This is a genomic window from Mesorhizobium sp. M1142, from assembly GCF_040318565.1.
GTDB lineage: Bacteria > Pseudomonadota > Alphaproteobacteria > Rhizobiales > Rhizobiaceae > Mesorhizobium.
This window is the reverse complement of record NZ_JAMYMK010000026.1, coordinates 22372-42011: the sequence shown is the minus strand read 5'-3', so window position 1 is coordinate 42011 and position 19640 is coordinate 22372. Positions and strand designations below refer to the sequence as shown.

Genomic DNA, 19640 nt, shown 5'->3' with positions numbered 1-19640 from the left:
GATGGATCGGGTCTTCGTAGAATATTACGAGGAGGAACTGACCCATATCCGTGCGCTGGCGGCAGAATTTGCCGACATGCATCCGGCGGTGGCGCGCAACCTTTCACTCGATACGGTCCCCTGTCCGGACCCCTATGTCGAGCGGCTGCTTGACGGTGTTGCTTTCTTGGCCGCGCGGACCCGGCTCAAGGTTGATGCGGAACGCTCGCGCTTCTCGCGAGCCGTTCTTGATGTTCTCTATCCCGATCTTGTCACGCCGGCGCCGGCAACGGCCATGGTGGTGCTCAAACCTGGACAGCAGGTCCAGACAATGATTGGGGGTCATGTCGTCAAGCGCAATACGCGGCTGGTTTCCAGCCTCCAGCCTGGCCTGTCGACGCGTTGCACGTTCACCACCGCCCAGGACATCACGCTGTGGCCGATAGCCATCACCTCGGTCGGGTACTTTCAGGATCGCAGCGCCTTGGCGGCAGCCGGCATCACGCGGATCGGCGGTGTGGATGGCCAGGCGGCGCTTCGCATCACGCTCGCTCGCACTGGAAAAGGCAAGCTCGACGAACTGTCGCTCGACCGCCTTGATCTCTACTTTGCCGCGCGCACCAAGGCACCATTGCTTTTCGACGCGATTTTCGGCGCCTGCTCGGCTCTTGGTACACGAGCGGAAGGCAAGGCCAACCCAATATCGGCGTTGCCGGCCCCTGAAATGGTGGGCATCAGCGATGACGAGGCGTTGATGCCTCGTACACGTCCGACGTTCGAAGGATATCGTCTTCTGCGCGAATACTTCATGATGCCGGAGCGCTTTCACTATGCTCGGATTTCGGGGTTGCAGCCCGTTGTGCGCAGATGCACAGCCGAGCTCGAGATCATCTTCATCTTCAGGCGTCCGGTGCCTGAACTTGCCGATCTGGCGGCGGCCGATTTTGAACTTTTCGCAACGCCGATCATCAATCTGTTCGAACGTGAGTGCAATGTCGTCGAGCTCGATCCACGCAAGACGCGGCAGGTGCTGCATGCCGACCGCACGCGGGCGCGCGACTTCGAAATCTATCGGGTTACCCGCGTCGAGGACGCCGAGAGCGAGGGGAGCGACGCCGCAATCCCGGAGCTCTTCAGCCTGGGACAAAACCGCGGCAGCGGTTGGGTTTACTCCACCGAACGGCGCCCGCGGCGCCCGACGGAGGAGGAGCGGCGTGACGGACTCACCCGCACTTCATACACGGGCGACGACGTTTTCCTGGCGATTTCACGCCCAGCGGAAACTCCGCCGAACCGCCCGCTGAAGCGTGTCGACATCGTGGCGCTTTGCACCAACCGCGATCTGCCGATCCTTGATGACAATCCTACCTTGACGCCGGAAGCCGGCGATCCGGTCGAAACAATCCGGCTTCTCGGCGCATTGCGCCCGCCTCGCCCAGCCATCCCTGCAGCACTGCCGGCGGGCGCGGCGGGTGAATCGCGAGCCGACAATCTCGCCTGGCGGCTTGTAGCGCAGCTCGCGCTCAACTTTCTAAGCCTTGCAAAGGAAGGTCGCGGCGTCGACCCGCTGCATGCGCTGCTTGAGCTTTACGCCGACAGGGGAGACCCGAGCCTCGCCCGCAATGTGCACTCGATTGTGCGCATCGACTCCCAGCCGGTCATCGAACGACTCCAGATCGATGGGCCGATGTGTTTCGGACGAGGCACGGAGGTGATATTGCATGTCGATCAATCGGTCCTGGCGGGGCAAAGCACCTTGCTGCTTTCGGCCTTGCTGGCACGGCTGTTTGCCCGTCACGCCGGAATAAACGGCTTTGTGCGAACCCGCACATGGCTGCTGCAGAAGCAGGAGGATGTGCCATGGCCGATGACGCCCGGCAATCGCTACCTGATCTAGACAAGCCTGGCGTGCACCGGTCCGAAGAGCTGTCAGATGCGTTCGACTTCTTCGAGCTGTTGCGCCGACTCGAACGAAGAGGCGGGCTGTTCGGCTATTCCGGAGCGCCGGAGCGCGAACCCTCGCGGCTCGGGCAGCACGTCCGGCTCAGCTTTTCGGCCAAGGACTTGGCAGAATTTCGCGAAGCGACTGACAAAGCGCCCGCTAGGGTCACGGTCGCCAACATTGGTCTGATGGGACCTGAAGGCCCGATGCCCCTGCATTTGACGCGCTGGGTGCTCGATCGCCTGTCGCAACGCTGGTTCACCGGTGCCGATGCGCAGCAGACCAGCGACACGACCTTCATGGACTTCGTCAACATTCTTCAGAACCGCATGATCGCGCTGTATTACAGGGCGTGGGCGGATGCGCATCCGGCGGTTCAGGTCGAGCGCCCAGTTGGTGGGCGCGTTCGCGCCATGCTTGAAGCCATGGCGGGGTTAGGGCTTCCCGGCACCCACAACCCCGAACTGGACGCCGTGAAGCTGCGCCAGGCCGCTTCGCTTGCCAATCAGGTAGACGGCCCCGAGCGGCTGACGCTGTTCCTGTCGGAGGCGTTCAAGGTGCCGGTCCACATCAGGGAGTTCATCGCTGCCTGGATGACCATACCAGCGGCGCTCCAGACCCGCCTTGGCAAAGCCTACGCAGCGCTCGGTCGCGGAGCAACGATCGGTCCGCGCGTCTTCAATCGTCAAAGCAGGATCGAGCTCCGTGTCGGCCCGCTGGGCTATGAGGACTTCAAGGCGTTCCTGCCGGGCGGTCAGCGCCTCAGATTGTTCAAGCAGGCCGTTAGCGACATGGTCGGCGAATCGCTCGACGTCGATGTGCGCATCGTGCTGGCGCGCGATGCCGTTCCGCCACCGCGTATTGGAACCGTGCAACTCGCCCGGACCGCGTGGCTTGCGCGGCCCGCTGAAAGGGGCGATGCTGAAGACTTGCGGCTGCGGACATTAGTCGGCTGGCGGCAGGAAGGGGCGGAGGTCGCGGCATGAGTCTGCTGCTGACGCTGGAGCAAGGGCCACGCACCCAAGCGGTACGGCAGGCCCGGCTTGACGAGGGGGAACTGGTGATCGGCCGCAGCGCGGACGCCGGCTGGAAGATCGACGATCCCGACATGTTCGTTTCACGCGCCCATTGCAGGATCACCGGTGGGCGCGACGGATATTTCGTCACTGATACGTCAAGCAGCGGATTGTTCATAGACGACTCCGACAGCCCGCTCGGTGTCGGCAAGTCGACGCGTCTTCGCAATGGCATGCGGCTGAGACTGGGCGATTACGTCGTATATGTCGATCTGCAGACGCCGAGTGCCCAACCCACAGCAGCAGCAGCCGCAGGGCCAGGTCCGGAGCGCTCCCCACCGGCGTCTCGGGCGCCGGTCAGCATCGGCCGTGACGATTTCTTTTCAGCCACCGTGGAAGAAGAGCCGCAGCGGCCACGTCCAGCCGGGCTGCCGAACCCGTTCGAGCAGCCGATCCCGGGTGCGTTCGAACGGGCCAATTCCAGACAGCGCAGCTCGCCTGCTTTCGATGACCCGTTCAGCCTCGATCCGATCGCAACACCCGTATCCAAAGGCACCGCAGGACCAGCCCGCGCGCCCAACCAGACAGACCCATCCGGCCTCGACTCGGGATCGTTCCCCAACGGCTCAACGGAGCCCCCGACGGCAAAGCTGCCGGAATTCAATGACGACTTCGGTTTTGGGCCAGCCGCGGCGCCCAGCCCGGGACGCGATGCGGGCTCGACCGGTCAGCGCGAGCGCGACGCCCAACCACTGCAAGCGGCCAATCCCTGGGACGTGCCCGTGCGAGCGGCAGATGCCCCTCCGCCAATGCGAGCAGGCCCAGCCGCCAGCCCCGCCCGCCAGCCGCCTGCGAGGCAGCACGCCGAAATGGCGCTTCGCACCGCATTCCTGCGCGGCATGGGGATCGCGGAAGCCGATTTTCCCGGGCGCGATGCCGTCGCCGAGATGGAGAAGTTCGGCCGCGAATATCGGCTTATGATGGAAGGATTGATGCAGTTGCTACGCAAGCGTGCCGAAGAAAAGGGAAATGCTCGCGTTGCGCAGACAATGGTCGGAGCCTCCGAGGTCAATCCACTCAAGTTTCTGCCGACGGTCGACGACGCTATCGTGACGCTTATCGCCGAACGCAGCCCCGGATTTCTGGCCGGCGAAGCGGCTATCGCGGATGCGGTTCGCGACCTCGCACAACATCACGTACGCGCCTGGCGCGGCGTGCAGGCCGCTCTGCGGCGGATGGTCGACCGTTTTGAGCCGGCAGCCATCGAAGAAGAGCTGAAATCGAGTTCCGCGATCGGCACGCTGTTGTCGGGCGGGCGCGGCGCCAAGCTGTGGGAGCTTTATCAGAAACGCCATCGTGAAATCGCCGAGAGCGCGGAAAAGAGCTTTCTCGGCGAAATCGGCGCTGATTTTCGGGATGCATATGAGGAGGAGTAACACATGATCGATCGACGCGAATTTATCGTTGCCTTGGGTGCGACCGGGCTGCTTACGGCCTGTCAAAGCGCCGGGCCGCCAAAACCGTCGGTCATCACGGTCAAGCTGACAGGGACGGCCGGCATGAACCCTGGACCAGGCGGCGGCGACCGGCCAGTGACGGTGCTGGCCATGCGGCTGCGCAGCACCGGTAAGTTCAATTCCGCCGACTACTTTGCCTTGCAGGGGGATGCCGGCTCGGCACTGGCAGGTGATCTCATCGGATCCGACCAGATTGCCGTCGCGCCTGGAAAAACCGCGACCAAGACCATTACGGTTGAACCGGATGCAACGGCCCTGGGCTTCGTTGCACTTATCCGTGAGCCTGGCGGGCGAAACTGGCGGACGACCAAATCGGTTTCGCCCGGATCAAACTTTGCGATCAATGTCACACTCGGCAGCGGCGGCATTTCCGCCTGACGGCCAAGGCAAGGGGAGCTCGATGCAGAGAGTAGCCGGATGAGCGATGCAAACAGGGTGCTGTGGTCCGAGGGCCTTTTTCTGCGGACCCAGCATTTCCAGCAGCAGGACCGTTTCTTCGAGGCGACTGTGCGCGGCGCGTTGCAGGCCGGCCAGCTGCACACGTTCGGCTTTCAGCAATTGACCCTGGATAAGGCATTGCTCGATGCCGGCCAGATCTCGATCCTGTCTGCACGAGGCATTTTCCCTGACGGTACCCCCTTCTCCATTCCGGATCAGATGGACGCGCCGCGTCCGCTGCCGGTCACCCCGGATACAGGCGCCGGCCCAGTGCTGGTCGCCCTGCCGCTCGAGCCGGCCGGCGGCGTTGGCTTCGATCCCGCGCATGCGCCACCCAGCGGTGCGCGCTATCATGGACGGATCGTTTCGGTGCGCGATGCCGTCCAGGGCGGTTCAGACCCCGAAGAAATCGAAATCGCCCGACCGCAATCGCTGTTGCTTGCACCCGGCAAATCGGTCGGCGGCTATACCGCCCTGCCGATAGCCGACATCAAGGGGGTTCGCGCCGATGGCGGCGTTTCGCTGGACGAGACATTCCTGCCACCGGCCCTGGTTACTGGTGCAGTGGCCTGGTACCGGCAATTGCTTCTGGAGGTCGTCACAGGCCTTGACCAGATCGCCGAGGCGCATGGCAAGATGGTCATGGGCGGGCCAGGGCGCAGTGTCGAAGACCTGTTGATGCTCAACCTCGCCAACGCGGCGCGTCCGCGCCTGGCCCATATGCTGGCGCAGGATGTTTTCCATCCGGCCGAACTCTATCTGGAACTGGCCGGGCTTGCCGGTTCGATGGCGACCTACGGCTCGAGCGCGCGGCGACTGGGCGAGCTGCCGGCTTACGATCACATGGCGCCCGGCCCACCGTTTTCGGCGCTGGCGGATGCATTGCGCTCACTGATCCTGAGCCTGCGCTACATCGAGCCGAAATCGCGCGCGCTGCCCGTCATGCGTCATTCGACCAATGTTTGGAAAATCCGCATCGACAATCCGAAACTGCTGGTGGCCAGCCGGATCGTCATCCGGGTCGGTTCGGAACTGTCGGAGGACGCGCTACGCAAGATATTCGTCAACCAGGCGACTGTGGGCTCGGCTGATGAGTTCGAGGGCCTGTGGAAGTCCCGCCTGCCCGGCATCCCGCTGAAACCGCTTCATTCGCAACCCCGCGAAATTCCTTACGACGGCGATCGGCTGTGCCTTGAGCTCGACCAGAAAAGCGAGCACTGGGCATCGCTGCTCGGTGCCCCAGGCTTCGTCATTGGCGTTTCGGGTGTACTGCCGAGTGAACCGCAGGTGGACTGCTATTCGGTGAACAGGTGAAACCATGAGCCGGGATGATCCTTTCGGACTGTCGGAGGATCGCGAACGCACTCGCATCAGGCTGACCGGTACGCCGATGCCGCGGCCGATGGCGGCGTCCTGGCCGGGTGGGCCGGTAAAACGCTCGCGCACGCACCCGAACGGCCTTGTCAACGCCTTCGCGCCCCTGCTCGAGTTTGCGCCTGAGCTTGAAAGCGCGCTGGCACCGGAAAATCCGGAAGTGTTACGCACTCGGCTGCTCGAAGAACTGGTTCGGGCACGCGACACTGCCATGGCGGCGGGGTCGTCGATGGAACGGGCCGATCAGGCAGCCTGGGTGGTGGCCGCCTTGCTCGACGATCTGGCTCTGAACACGCCCTGGGGCGGGGCCAGCGCGTGGCCGCGTCAGCCGCTTGTGGTCATGTTGCGGGGCGATGTCGACGCCGGCACGCAGTTCTTTACACGGCTCGACGAACTGGAACGCCATCCAAACCGAGATCGCGAATTGCTCGAACTCCAGTATGACTGCCTGGCACTCGGTTTTCGCGGCAAGTATCGCGTGCCCGGCCGGTCGGGCGATCGCTCGCTCAATGCCGTTCGTGTGGCCGCGGCACGTTTCCTGCGCGATACCGACGCCGAGAATGCCCCGCTGTCACCAAACTGGAAGGGCGTCATCGCATCCGACGAGCCGCAGCGCTTCATCGTTCCGATCTGGGTGATGGCCCTGGCCGCAACGGTTATCGCCACCGCGACTTATGTCGGGCTCTCGATGGGACTCAGCAGCCAGGCGGTTGAGCTTTCAGCGCTGGTCCGCGCCCTGCCGCCGCCGACACGTGGCGACATCAGCCGCGTGTCGCCAACGGTCGATGTCCCGCCGCCGGAGACTGTGGATTTTGCACTGCTGCCCGAATTTGAGGCCGGGGCGCCGGGCAATCTCAGATCGGCTCTCAGCGGCACGGAGAGCGTTTCGCTGGCCAAGCTGGTCATCCAGGCCTCCAGCCCCGAACTGTTCCAGTCGTCGCGGCCAACACTGACCGAGGGATTCGAGCCGCTGATCGGCTCGATCGCCAAGGTGATCCTCGCCAATCGTGATCTGATCGGCAACATCACTGTGGTCGGACATACGGACGGCGTTCCTCTGCAAAGAACCAATCCGCTGTCGACCAACCAAAGGCTGTCAGAGGCTCGCGCCCAGACCATTGCCGACATGCTGGTACAAAACGGAGTGCCACCGGAACGCGTCCATTCCGAGGGCCGGGCAGCCACGGATCCAGTGGCAGACGACGGCACGCGCGAGGGCCGGGCCCTGAACCGGCGCGTTGAGGTGCTGGTCGAAAAGAGGCTGTGAGATGTTCATCCTGCGCTTCCTCTGGGCGGTCCTGACATCGCGCTGGCTGTGGACACTGATTGGCATCACGCTGCTTTCCTTTGTGATCTGGGTATTCGGTCCGATCGTCAGGGTCGGACCCTACGACCCTTTCGCCTCCGACAATGTGCGCATCGTCATCATCGCGTTGCTCGTCATCTTCTGGCTGATCTGGCTGATCGCTGCGCAGCGTCGGGCGATCCGCGCCAACCGGATGTTCGTTGCCGAAATCGCCGCGCCGGCAGTGGAGAAGCCACTCAGCCCCGGCGAAGAGAATGTCGCTGCCGTCGGAGCCAAGTTCGGCGAGGTCATGGCCGAGTTGAAGCGTCGCAAACTGGGCGGTCGCAAGTTCCTGCGCGAGATGCCCTGGTACGTGATCGTCGGCCCGCCGGCCACCGGCAAGACCACAGCCTTGCGGCAGTCGGGGCTGAATTTTCCGATCGACCTGACGGACGACCTGGAAGGGGTCGGCGGCACGCGCAATTGCGACTGGTTCTTTTCGGAGAGCGCCGTTCTGATCGACACTGCGGGCCGCTATGTCCAACAGGAGAGCCAACCCGACGTCGACGCGGTAGAGTGGCTGGGCTTCCTCGACCTTTTGAAGAAGCACAGGGGCCGTCGCGCGCTCAACGGTGTGATCGTAGCGCTTTCGATCGATGTGCTCTCGGAGGGCGACGACGCCATCAAGGCGCATGGCCGCAAGATCCGGCGTCGGCTGGCCGAGCTCAACGATCGCCTCGAAATCCGCCTTCCGGTCTATCTGATGCTGACCAAAGCCGACCTGATCAAGGGGTTCGAGGCTTTCTTCGGCGGTTTGTCGACGGCTGCGCGCGAGCAGGTCTGGGGGACGACGTTCGCCCTCGATGCGCATGTCGATGCAAAGACGATCTCGCGGGAAATCGCGACGTTAGCAAGCGAGCTCGAGCGGCGGCTGGTGCCCCGGCTGGAGGATGAGGACAAGCTTGCTGGCCGCGCCGAAATCTTCAGGTTTCCCGCCCAACTCGCCAGCCTGTCCGAGCCGATCCAGGTACTGGTCGAGGCGATGTTCGGGGAAAGCCGGTATGAGGAGGCCGCCTGGCTGCGTGGCCTTTATCTGACATCGGCGACCCAGGAAGGGGCGCCCATCGATCGGCTGACCGCGGCGCTGTCTGCCTCCTTTGGCCTTCCGCCGCGCCGGGCGTTGGCCGCGCCGCGTATCGAAAAACGCAGCTTCTTCCTGAAGAACCTGCTTACAGAAGTCATCTTCAAGGAAGCCGGCCTCGGCACGTTCGATCCGCTGGCGCAACGCCGCCGCGTCTGGATCTGGCGTGGCGCGGCTGCAGCATGTGCCGCAGCCGCCCTGCTGGTCAGCGGGCTGTTCACCTGGTCCTATTACGACAACCGCAAGGCGATCACGGCCCAGGCAAGCCAGTTCCAGGCGCTGCAGACGCCACTGACCTCGGCCGCGGCAAACCCGGCATCGGTCGAACAGCCTGCCATCGACGGCGCTCTCGGCGCCATGGATGAGGTCGCCAATGCCCGCACCCCACCGCCTGGCGCCGCGCAGGATCTGCTCGGACCATCGGCCTCGGCGGAGCTGGTGCGAGCACAGACCGACACATACGATCACGCTTTGCGCAATATTCTTGAGCCGCACATGGTGGCGCTGCTCGAGGCGACGATGTGGCGGCAGATCCGCGATCCGGACTTCATGCTTGGCGCGCTGAAGACCTATCGCATGATGACCGGCCTCTCCCAGATGAATCCGGATTTCGTCCAGAACTGGTGGGTAAACAGACTGCCCGAATTCGCGGCCGCGGCCCCCTTTCCGACAGCTGATGCGGAAGAGCACCAGCTTGCCGCGATCCGTCGCATGGCGGTCGACGCCAGCTATATCGCCCCGGACCAGGCCCTGGTTGCCGAGGCACTGAAAACCGTCTGTACGATTTCCTTGCCGGCGCGTGCCTACAAGCAGTTGCTGGCCGACCCGGCGGTGACTGCGCTCAAGGAATGGATCCCTGCAAACTTCGCCGGCCCAAACGGCGCCAAAGTCTTTGCGCGGCGTTCCGACAAGACGCTTCGGGTCGGCATTTCGGGAGCGTTCACCTATGCCGGCTTCCATGACGCCATTCTCGACCGGGTCGAGGATGTCGCCGCCCAGGCAGCACTCGACCGGGCGGTGTTTGCTGGCGGCTGCTCGGAAAATTCCGAAACCTCGGTCTCGGCGCTGTCCGAGGATATTCTGAAGCTCTATTACGATGACTACATCGCGCAATGGGACAGCTTCCTGCGCGATATGAGGCTGGCGCCATTGACCGACCTCAACGTCGCCAGCGAGAATCTCAAGGATCTATCGAGCGCCGATTCCGCGCTGAAGCGCCTGGTCACCGCAGTGGTCCAGGAGACTGAGCTTACGCGTTCCGATGAAGCGCCGGCAATCGACAAGGCTGCGGCGGCAGGCGGCTCAAAACTTCTGGGCAAGCTCGGCAAGCTTGGCAAGATCGTAAAAACCGGAGCAAAGCTTTTGCCGCGTGCGGGCTCCGCCGACGAAGTGGATCTTACCGGCAGTCTGGTGGCCGAGCATTTCAAGCCGCTCAAGGGTGCCATCGCCGAGGTCGAGGGCCAGCCGCCGGCGCTCGACGCCGCCATTGTCGCGTTGACCGCATTGTCCAACGTGCTGCAGACGGTAACGGCCAATCCCGATCCCCAGGACGCCATCAAGAAGCAGGGCGGCCTGGCAGAACTGACTGGAGCGGTTGCCAGGCAGGCGCAGATCCTGCCCGACCCGATCGACGATTGGTTGGGCGGCATTGCCGGCGATACCAGCGGGCTGACGCAGAAGGCGGTCACCTCGGAGCTCAACGCGATCTGGCGAGCCGACATCCTGCCGTTCTGCCAGGCAGCACTCAACAATCGCTATCCCTTCAGCCCTGACAGCGCCGTGGACGTCAATGTCCGCGACTTCGCCCGTCTGTTCGGACCGGCAGGGCTGATCGACACCTTCATCAACGACCATCTGATCAGTTATGTCGACACATCGGCGCAGCCATGGAAATGGCGCGCCGATTTCGGCCTCGACCCGTCGGCGCTGGCCGCGTTCGAACAGGCAAGGCGGATCCGCGATGATCTCTTTCCGGGGGGTACAGGGCCGCTGATGAGTTTCACGCTCGAACCGAAGGACCTGTCGCCCAATGTTGCGCGCGTGACGCTCAACCTCGACGGCCAGAACCTCGTCTACTATAACAATGCAACGAGGCCGCAGCCGATGACATGGCCCGGCAAGGACGGCACAGGGGTCATCTCGCTTGCCTTCCAGCCGATCGATGGCTCGCCCGAAATCTTGCTCAACGAGACCGGCAGCTGGGCGTGGCTGAGAATGTTGCGCAGCGGTCGCTTCACCGGCACCGCGCTGTCGGATGTCTACAGCCTGCGCCTGGGGACGAACGGCATGTACGCCGATTTCCAACTCAAGGCCGCCAGCGTCGAAAATCCCTATAACCTGCAGATGTTCAAGAAATTTTCATGTCCGCCGCAGATATGAGCACTGGATTTTTCGGCAAGATCCCGACGACGGGCGACTTTGTCGCGTGGAACTTGCCGCGGACCTTCATCGACCGCTGGGACCGCTGGATGTCGATGGAGTTGCTAGCGCGACCAGACGAGGGCGAACTTGACCCGCATGTCTGGCGCTTCACGGTGCCGGCTGGCATCTTCTGCGATCAGCCTTGCGCAGGCGCGTGGCGGATGAGCGAGGATCGCGTCGGGCGCAGATATCCATTCGTAGTCGCCGCCGTCGGACGCCCGCCCCGCATGGAAGACGAATGGTTCGATGCTGTGTCCGAGATCGCAGGTGACGCGGTGGCGCACTACTGGACGAGTGCCATGGTTGCCGAGCGGATCAACGCGGTTCAGCCGACGCCGGCCAACCACGCGGAGCCCAAGATCGTCTTCTGGTGCGACGGCTGGAACGTGCACGAATGCCATTTCAAAGACATTCATGATCTGGCCGACAACGCCCTGCCGGTTATGCGTACCGTGCCTCTGCCGGCCGAGGAAAGCTGATTATGGCCATTACCGTCTTCGCCGAGAACATGGGCTTCTTCCACAAGGGCAGCAATGGCAAGGGGATCGCGCCGGGCGATGTCTGTCTGTCGCCGCCGTCGCCGCCGGCGGGCCCGGTTCCGGTGCCCTATGTCAATATGCTGTCCTCTTCCGACCTGTCGAAGGGTACCAAAAGCGTCAAAATCGACGGCGAGCCGACGGCGATCGAGAATTCTTCGGAGATTTCGACCAGCACCGGCAACGAGCCGGCGACCCAAGGTCTCGGTGCAGGCGTCATCACCCACAAGATCAAAGGCAAGGGCGTTTTCAAATTGTGGTCGTTCACGGTCAAGGCGGAGGGCAAGGGGGTCGATCGCCACGGCGACATGATGGCTCAGAATACGGCAAGCGATATACCCAATTGCATCGACCAGACAGCGATCAATACCTTCAAGGCGCTGCTGAGACGCAAGGGTATCACACCCGGCCCCTGTCCGAGCAAGCCTTACGACGCGAAGGTCCACAGACCAGATAAGGATCCTTCCCCGGCCCAGAAGAAGGCGGTCCGCAACAAACCATGCTGGGAATGCAAGCGGGACGACGCGCGGGTAAAGCGCGCTCACTGGCGCACGACGCGACCGAGCGGTGGGGCGATTGTACGATACGAGGATCCTGTCCATGGGAAGGATATGGCGCGCGGTAAAGGCCATATGACCCATGACCATCAGCCGCCGCTGTGCGTGGCCTGGGCGCTTGGCGGATGCAATATGAAACTTGCGGATTTCAAGAAGTATTTCGAACGGGCAAGCAGGGTCAAGCCGCACTGCGAAGCGCATTTTCGCAGTCAGGGAAGCCAGGCGGAAGCCTATGCGACAAAGCTAGGTGCGCCATGATCGCGATCGCCAAGAGCTACGACGATATCCAGCAGCGCTACATCGCCGAACTGCGCGCGCTCCTGCCCGAAATCAATGCTTGGTGGAGCGGCATCGTTGCAGTCGAAAGCTTTGATGCCATCTCACTAATCTGGCCGACTGGAATTTCCGGGCACCCGCGCTTTCTGCATATCTTTCGCACGCACTATTTCGAGGTGGAGAATCTGAACCGAAAGAACGAGCACGAATTCGTGGAGGAAGCCGAGAAGTCGCTTGAGGAAAAGTGGGGTGTCGACGACCTCGGCGACAGCCCCCGCTATGTCGGCCATATAGACTTGCTGATCGACGACATCCCCAGCAAGGCCCCCGATCTGACCGAAGTGGTCAACGGCTTCGTTTTTGTGCCGATCGGGCTTGACCAGGACGAAGAGATCACCTGATGGCGCTTATCACCTATTTTGAAACCGACCGCGGCATTCGCCGCCTGCTGCGCCAGCCCGGCTACATCGAGCCCCGGGATGCGAAAATCGCGGCGCGCAAGCTCGCCCAGAGTTCGGGGCGGCATCAGGATCTTTTCGACGGGTACTTGGAAGACATCCAAATGGCCTACGAGATCGCGGCGCCCTGGTGGGCAGACACGGTCAAAGCACAACAACAGCAAGGATTGAACCGCGACGAGGCTATCCGCAAGGCGTTCAACAAGCGCGCCGCCGGCGCTGCCGCGCATGGCCACGTGGTGTGGATTGTACGCAATTACTGGCTCGATTGCTGCGACGCCAACAAGAGCTCTGGAGAGGTCATCTATCCCGAAACCCTGCTTCTGCAATGGTTGATCGACGCTAGGAAGAAGGAATTGGTGCGCCTGATCGCCTGTATGCCGTACTGGCCGATCGGCATGGATGAGAACAGAACCTGGTGCTGACCGATGAGCTTTGCGGTCTGGTTGGAGAATCGTACCCCTTTCGCTGTAGGGTCTTACACACTGCCTGATGCGGAAGGTCAGGAGGTTTTCCTGGGCATTTTTTCGGCGAGCTTCCAAGGCGCGGAGGAAACGACAGCCCTGGAACCGGCCCAGGAACAATTGCCGGTGACGCTCAGCGACGTCTTTTTCGGCGATCCTGCTCTTTCATCGACGCGCTACGAGGCTGACATCGCTATGCGCAAGCCCGGCGTGGACGTTATCGTCAACGGCACCGCATACGCGCCGAACGGGAAGCCGGTTCGAGAAATGCAAGCCGGACTGAAGTTCGGGCCATTGCAAAAGGTACTCAGTATCGTCGGCGACCGCATGTACGATGCCGGCAGCTATAGCGCGCCACATCCATTCACACGGATGCCTATCGTCTATGAACGCGCCTACGGCGGCACCACCGCCGATCTGAAGACCCATCCTCACAATCCGCTGGGAGTGGGTTTCGCCCTTGCCCGCTCGGCTGATCCAGCAGTCAAGACGCAGGCGCCAAACATAACCTACCCGGCCGAGCCATTCATGAGTCCCTCGGACAAGCCGCGGCCGGCCGGTTTCGGGGCGCTCGGGCGCGGGTGGCAGCCGCGCCTGCCGTTGGCAGGGACCTATGATCAGGCCTGGATCGACTCCCAGTGGCCCTTGCCACCGAAGGATTGCGATCCGCGCTACAATCTCGCGGCGCCGGCGGACCAGCAACTTCCCGATCTCAACGGCGGCGATCAGGTCACTCTGATAGGACTCACTCCCGGCGGCCGGTGGAAATTTAAGCTCCCAAGCGTGGTCGCGCCCATCCGCCTGATCTTCGATGACCGCGTCGAAGACCAAGTTTTCAAAGTGGATACGATCATCATCGAGCCCGACATATTTAGGGTCACGATGAAGGCGCGGGTGGCTATGACGACGCGGCGCAACCGGCCTGCGCTGCGCGAACTTGTCTTCGGGCACGTCACGCCGGCGCTGATTGCGGCGAAACGAAAGGGTAAGGACTATTTTGCGCTGCGCGGGACTGACGGAACCATTAGCGAACGCCCGGCGTGGCTCCCATGAATCGGCCATTGTATATCGTCGGCGGTGGCGCGGTGACGCCCGCCGGCCTGAACCGGCGGCAAACGCTCGCCGCGATCCGCGCCGGGCTCTCCGCCTATGAAGAGTACCTGCTGGCCGAGCCTATGGGTGCATCGCAGATCGTCTCGCGCATTCCCACTCACTGGTCACTGAAAACCACCGATTGGGACTGGCTGGTCAACATGGCGGCGCGCGCCATCATGGACGCGCTCGCATCGACGGCGGCGGATCCGCGAACGACCGTGCTGATCCTGGTGCTACCGGAGCAGTTCAGGAACCATGCGGCCTTCGAAGAAGAATACCCTTCTGGCTTCCTGAATGCCGTCGTGCGCTCATGCGGCGGACCATTCCATGAGGCATCGCGGGCGCTCGATGGCGGCGCCGCCGCAAGCATTGGCGTGCTTCAGAAAATGCCGGAGATACTTGCCCATCCGGGCGTCGAGCGCGTCTTGCTCGGCGGCGTCGACAGTCTGGTCAACGACAAGGATATCGCTCGGCTCGCCGAGGCGGGACGGCTGAAGGGCTCTGACAATTCTCAAGGGCTTGTTCCCGGAGAGGCGGCAGCCTTTGTTTGCTTGCAATCGAGACCAGATTCGAAGTCATCGTGTCTCGCCGCCATCCATGGCGCCGGCTTTGCTCAGGAAGCCGATAGTGTTCTGACGGAGCGATACAGCCAGGGCAAGGCGCTGCTTGGTGCGCTTCAGGGTGCCTTGAATGGGACCGACAGTGGTCCGCAAGAAACTGACATCGTCTTTGTCGTCAGCAATGGCAATGGGGAGCGCTATAGCGGGTGGGAAGCAAATATAGCAAGATCTCGCTTCTATCGTACACGGCGTGAGATCTTGCCGATTGCCTATCCGGCGATGACCGTCGGCGAGGTGGGAGCGGCCGGTGGGGCGCTGGCGCTACTTGTGGCGTCCGACAGTTTCACCGCCGGCTACGCGCCCGGTCCGGTAGCTATGTGCGAAGTTGCGTCCGAAGCCGGATTGCGCGCCACGGCGCTGGTCAGCCAGGTAAAGTCCAGCTGAATTACATCCAGGCGGGGAAGCGCTGCGTGCGCCGCCAGTCGGCCAATGGGAGGTCACGGTTGTCCAAAGAGGCTCGGATGGCCGCGAGCCGCAGCCGACGCATGGAGCGGAATGCGACGTGTTTGCCCGGTCCCCGCCCATCGTCCCACCATGCACTCGCGCGTTCGGCCATTGGAAGCGGCGAGTCCTCGATCTTGGCGAATGGCTTTCCAAGCGGCGAGGTATCGACTGTGAAGACGTCGGTATCATTGAAATCGACCTCGAACAGATCGCGCCAAGCGAGGCCCGCGGCATAAGCGGATTGGGGCTCGCGCATGCGTTCGATCAGCCAGGGGACGATTGATCTGTCGCCAAGCATTCCTATGGTGGCTAGAGCCGGTAGTCGCAACGAAGGTTCGTTTAGACATTTCTGAAGCCAGGCCTTTGCGGGAGTTCCCGCCGAGGCGAGTAGCCGGATTTCGATCACCTCACCTTGGGGAACACTACGCGAGGCAAGCAATTCATCAAGAACAGGCAGGGCCATACGGTCCGCGCCGAGGAGACAAGCGGCGATCGAGGCCGCCAACCGTTCCGGCAGCTGATCGGCGGCGAGACGCTCAGCTACCGCCGGGAGCAGATCGCGGCGGCGCAACGCGCCAGCCAACCGCAATGCTCGTATACGGATCTCAGCCTGGCTATTTGCGACTAAATCGCCGAGGCTCGGGCCGGCATCGGCGCGATGGTGCCAGAGCGCCGAAAGCCCGATGCATTTTAGCATCGTTTCCCTGGAATCGACCCACTTGGCGACAAAAGGACGGAGTTTCTCGCGCGGTGTCCGGGCGATGGCGCCTGATATACCCTTGATGCCGGTTTCGCCGAGTGCGGCGGCGGCCTCGATCACTGCGGCAAGCGGCTTTTCCAGTCCCCAATGGAGCGCCAGGCACGCCATGACAAAGAGCTCTGGGGCTTCAGAATAATCGGAGAAACGCGCCTTCGCCGCCGCCCACGCAGCCTCGCCCGACGCGAACAGGCCTTCAAGATTGGCGTCCAGCCGCTGGTCGATGCGGCCGATGTCGATTTCGCCCAGTAGCGGTCCATCGATCTCGCGGCGCCGCCGTGACCAGAGGAAAGCGGCGTCCTCCGCGTGCTGGTCAACGATGGCGGGGATCGTCGCAAGGCGCTGCATCGGCTTGACCTAATTCAGGTGAACGGCCGCCCCTCGTATACGGTTCGTACCGGTCGCGTGGCTGTTGAGCTGTGTGCCGCGAATGGAGACGCGCCCGTTCTTCTCCAAAATGATGGACGCCAAGCCACATCTGAACTCAATGCGATCGCGAGCATTCAATATCACCGTCTCACCGTCGCGCAACACTTCGACGGGATGCGGATTGGGACGCGGATCAACTATCCGTCCGACCACAAGCGGCCGGGCGGGGTCACCCGCTTCGAACAGCAGCGCCACTTCCGAGCCGACAGCGGAAGCGTCGAGAGCGGCGAGGCTGCGGGCCTTGAGCGCCGTGTCGCTGGGATTGCCGACGAAAACGACGAGCGGCGAGCCATCATCGAAGCCGATCAGCAACCCAATTATCACCCCATCAACACGCTCCACAACGTCCATCGCTCGGCCCTCAATTGTTGTGAACACTGCTGCCTTTGATTTTGGTCTTGCCGTCGGCCTTCACGTCGATGTCGCCGCTGCCGTCGAGCCTTATGTCCTTGCCCTTGACGCTAATAGTGCCGTCCTTTTTGAGGATGATGCTGGCATCGCCGCATTTCAGCGTGATCTCGTCAGCCGCCTCGACGTAAAGCTTCTTGCCGAACTTCATCACGCCGTCTTCGCCGACAATGACACTGCTCGCCTTGGCGACTTTTAGCGAGTAGGCCCCGCCGACCTCGATCCCCTCGTCCGCTGCAATCTTGGCCAGCCGCGCCTTGCCGACCTGCGAGGAATGGGCGCCGCCAACAGTAAAGCTCTGGTCGGCGGCGACGTCAACCGTCTGCGCGGCGCCGATCTGCCATTTGTCTGCCGAGCCAATCGTGTGGCTCTGCGCCGCGCCTACAGTAACCGATCGTGTCGCACCGATCGTATTCGTTTGCGGTCCGCCGACGCTTCGTGTCTCGGAGGCACCGACCGTATCGACGCGCGCCGCCCCAACCGTGATCGTCTGGACAATCGCTACGGTCTGCGAATGGTTGGCGTCAATGTTTTCCGTAGAGTTCGCGCCGATGTGGATCGTCTCGTTCGATCCGACTGTCAGCGATCGATTCACCCCAACTGTCTCGGTGTCGTTCGACCCGATGTTAGTTGTCTGGTCGACGCCGACCTTGACAGTTTTGTTGTTGCCTACGTCCTCGTCGAGATTGTGCCCGACAGAGTGCTTGGCGTCGTGGTCGATGCGGTCGGACTGATCGTGCTGCACCAACTTGTTGCGGTCGTGCTTAATCAGAAGGTGATGGTCCTTCTGCGCCTGGAAGTTGACCAGTTCGGAGCCTGCCTTGTCCTCGAACATCAGTTCGTTGTAGCCGCCACCACCTTTCGACGAATCGGATTTCCAGCCGGATTGCGTGGCGTTGCCGGGCAGTCCATAAGGCGGCATCTGCGCGGCGTTGTAGACCCTGCCGGTTATGATCGGCAGGTCAGGATCGCCTTCGATGAAGTCGACGATGACCTCCTGGCCGATACGCGGAATCTGGATAAAACCCCAGCCGCTGCCGGCCCAGGTCTGCGAAACCCGCACGAAGCACGAACTGTTCTGGTCCTTCTTGCCCAGCCGGTCCCAATGGAACTGGACCTTCACGCGCGCATATTTGTCGGTGAATATCTCCTCGCCGGACGGACCGACCACAGTCGCCGTCTGAGGGCCGCGCATGATCGGCCGTGTCGTGACCCGTGGCGGACGATAGGGCAATGCCGTGGGTGCCACGCCAAGGATCACCTTGAAGTTCTCGCTCTCGACATCCGCATGGGCTCTGTAGCCGGGGTCGAACAGCCTGTATTCGGCGCTCACCACCAGATACTCTTGGTTCTGGTCCTCGCGCGGAAAGCCGTCCAGCTTGAAGGTGCAGCCTGAATACAGGCCGCGCACGGTTCCAACCGCGGCGATGCGCTGGTGCACCGCCTGGATTTCCTCGCGCCGGATTGCCGCCAGGCTGTCGCCGCGGCCCACTTCGAGATGCGCGCCGGGCTGACGGTAATTTTCACCCGCAGCCAGCTTGTGATTGAACGGCTGGGCCGATTTGGCCATCAGGTCGGCGCCCGGCTTTTTGAAATCATAGTCGGTATGGACATAGGCGCCCGGCCGCACCGAACTGCCCGGGATCCATTCCGTGATATATTCGACATCCCGCCGGGAGCCCTGCCCTTCAAAGTGATAAGGCACTTTTTCATAGCCCGGCGCCGGCTTCAGCTTGCTCATCGAATCGGCAAGCACAAGCGTGTGCTTGCCCTCGCCATGCTCGAAGAAATACAGGATGCCCTCGTGCTCGAGGAGTCGCTGCACGAAATCGAGATCGGTCTCGTCATACTGCACGCAGTATTCGCGCGGCGGATAAGAGCCTTGCAGGCGCTTCTCGTATTTTGCGGTGCTGTATTTTGAAAATACTTCTTCGACGATTTCGACGACGCTCATGTTTTGGAAAATGCGGCAGTCGGTCGTAGTTCCGAGAAACCAGAGCCATGGTCTGACGACCGTTTCGTAATAGGCCAGTTGGTCCTCGATCCGGGTAAGTCTAAACTCGGACACCAGGCCGCTGAACCACCGTTTTGGATCGGATTCACCTTCGATCGAGACGGCCCCACCCAGCATCTTCAGCGGATCGATGTCGTGGTCGGTACTTACGAACCCAACGGTGTAGCCAAAACAACGGCTTATCTCATCGCGCCCGACAAGGTGCGTGAAGGTCAACAGCTCGGCGCCAATCGGCGTCTCCACAACCGTGGCACGTTCATTCGGCATTGGTCGTGCCCCTCCTGGACCCGGCCGCCAGTGGATTTGAAGGTCCTGCTATACTGTCCTGCTATACTAACGACGGCAGGTTCAGGAACTCAAAGCCAAACAATTCTCACTGGGTTGCTGGTCCGTGTCGAGCGTACCACATGTTGTTGCGAGGGCCAAAGCGGCATGCATAGCTGGGCGAAGCAGCAAGATCGAGGGTTCG

The 19640-nt window shown here is 62.3% G+C and carries 16 protein-coding genes; 13 read left to right on the top strand and 3 right to left on the bottom strand.

The features are described from left to right. The first annotated feature begins 1 nt into the window (after position 1). From tssF to NKH42_RS28115, 13 genes are read left to right on the top strand one after another with little or no spacing between them, the layout of a single operon-like run. Entirely contained in the window at positions 2–1876 is a 1875-nt protein-coding gene (gene tssF, locus NKH42_RS28175) for a type VI secretion system baseplate subunit TssF (protein WP_352752054.1), read from the top strand. Beyond that, a complete protein-coding gene (gene tssG, locus NKH42_RS28170; protein WP_352752052.1) occupies positions 1840–2907 on the top strand; it encodes a type VI secretion system baseplate subunit TssG in 1068 nt (355 codons plus the stop codon). Before tssF ends, tssG begins: the two co-directional genes overlap by 37 nt. After that, entirely contained in the window at positions 2904–4373 is a 1470-nt protein-coding gene (gene tagH, locus NKH42_RS28165) for a type VI secretion system-associated FHA domain protein TagH (protein ID WP_352752051.1), read from the top strand. Before tssG ends, tagH begins: the two co-directional genes overlap by 4 nt. Positions 4374–4376: 3 nt before the next feature. Further along, positions 4377–4832, top strand: coding sequence for a type VI secretion system lipoprotein TssJ (tssJ, locus tag NKH42_RS28160; RefSeq protein WP_352508035.1), 456 nt, complete (start codon positions 4377–4379; stop codon positions 4830–4832). Positions 4833–4871: 39 nt separating this feature from the next. After that, on the top strand, positions 4872–6206 hold the full coding sequence (gene tssK, locus NKH42_RS28155; RefSeq protein WP_352752050.1) for a type VI secretion system baseplate subunit TssK: 1335 nt from the start codon (positions 4872–4874) through the stop codon (positions 6204–6206). Between the two features lie 4 nt (positions 6207–6210). Next, positions 6211–7533, top strand: a complete 1323-nt coding sequence (gene icmH, locus NKH42_RS28150) for a type IVB secretion system protein IcmH/DotU (protein ID WP_352752048.1) — start codon at positions 6211–6213, stop codon at positions 7531–7533. 1 nt (position 7534) lies between these two features. Continuing rightward, positions 7535–11071, top strand: a complete 3537-nt coding sequence (gene tssM, locus NKH42_RS28145; protein ID WP_352974675.1) for a type VI secretion system membrane subunit TssM — start codon at positions 7535–7537, stop codon at positions 11069–11071. Then, complete coding sequence (gene tagF, locus NKH42_RS28140) at positions 11053–11592, top strand: type VI secretion system-associated protein TagF (RefSeq protein WP_352508031.1); 540 nt, start codon at positions 11053–11055, stop codon at positions 11590–11592. The genes tssM and tagF overlap by 19 nt, the downstream gene beginning before the upstream one ends. A 2-nt stretch (positions 11593–11594) precedes the next feature. Beyond that, entirely contained in the window at positions 11595–12464 is an 870-nt protein-coding gene (locus NKH42_RS28135; RefSeq protein WP_352479422.1) for a DUF4150 domain-containing protein, read from the top strand. Next, the gene (locus NKH42_RS28130; protein ID WP_352508030.1) at positions 12461–12883 is read left to right on the top strand and encodes a hypothetical protein; all 423 of its coding nucleotides are present in this window, start codon (positions 12461–12463) and stop codon (positions 12881–12883) included. Before NKH42_RS28135 ends, NKH42_RS28130 begins: the two co-directional genes overlap by 4 nt. Further along, positions 12883–13365 (top strand): hypothetical protein, encoded by a 483-nt coding sequence (locus NKH42_RS28125; RefSeq protein WP_352479424.1) that lies wholly within the window; start codon positions 12883–12885, stop codon positions 13363–13365. Before NKH42_RS28130 ends, NKH42_RS28125 begins: the two co-directional genes overlap by 1 nt. A gap of 3 nt (positions 13366–13368) precedes the next feature. After that, positions 13369–14457, top strand: a complete 1089-nt coding sequence (locus NKH42_RS28120; RefSeq protein WP_352508029.1) for a DUF2169 family type VI secretion system accessory protein — start codon at positions 13369–13371, stop codon at positions 14455–14457. Continuing rightward, on the top strand, positions 14454–15503 hold the full coding sequence (locus NKH42_RS28115; RefSeq protein WP_352508028.1) for a hypothetical protein: 1050 nt from the start codon (positions 14454–14456) through the stop codon (positions 15501–15503). Before NKH42_RS28120 ends, NKH42_RS28115 begins: the two co-directional genes overlap by 4 nt. Before the next feature lies 1 nt (position 15504). Here NKH42_RS28115 and NKH42_RS28110 read toward each other — a convergent pair whose 3' ends face one another. Genes NKH42_RS28110 through NKH42_RS28100 form a run of 3 tightly spaced genes read right to left on the bottom strand, consistent with a single transcriptional unit; the run spans position 15505 to position 19438 of the window. Further along, positions 15505–16668 (bottom strand): hypothetical protein, encoded by a 1164-nt coding sequence (locus tag NKH42_RS28110; protein ID WP_352508027.1) that lies wholly within the window; start codon positions 16666–16668, stop codon positions 15505–15507. Between the two features lie 9 nt (positions 16669–16677). After that, a complete protein-coding gene (locus NKH42_RS28105; RefSeq protein ID WP_352479429.1) occupies positions 16678–17100 on the bottom strand; it encodes a DUF6484 domain-containing protein in 423 nt (140 codons plus the stop codon). Positions 17101–17110: 10 nt separating this feature from the next. Then, complete coding sequence (locus tag NKH42_RS28100) at positions 17111–19438, bottom strand: type VI secretion system Vgr family protein (RefSeq protein ID WP_352508026.1); 2328 nt, start codon at positions 19436–19438, stop codon at positions 17111–17113. Positions 19439–19640 lie beyond the last annotated feature (202 nt).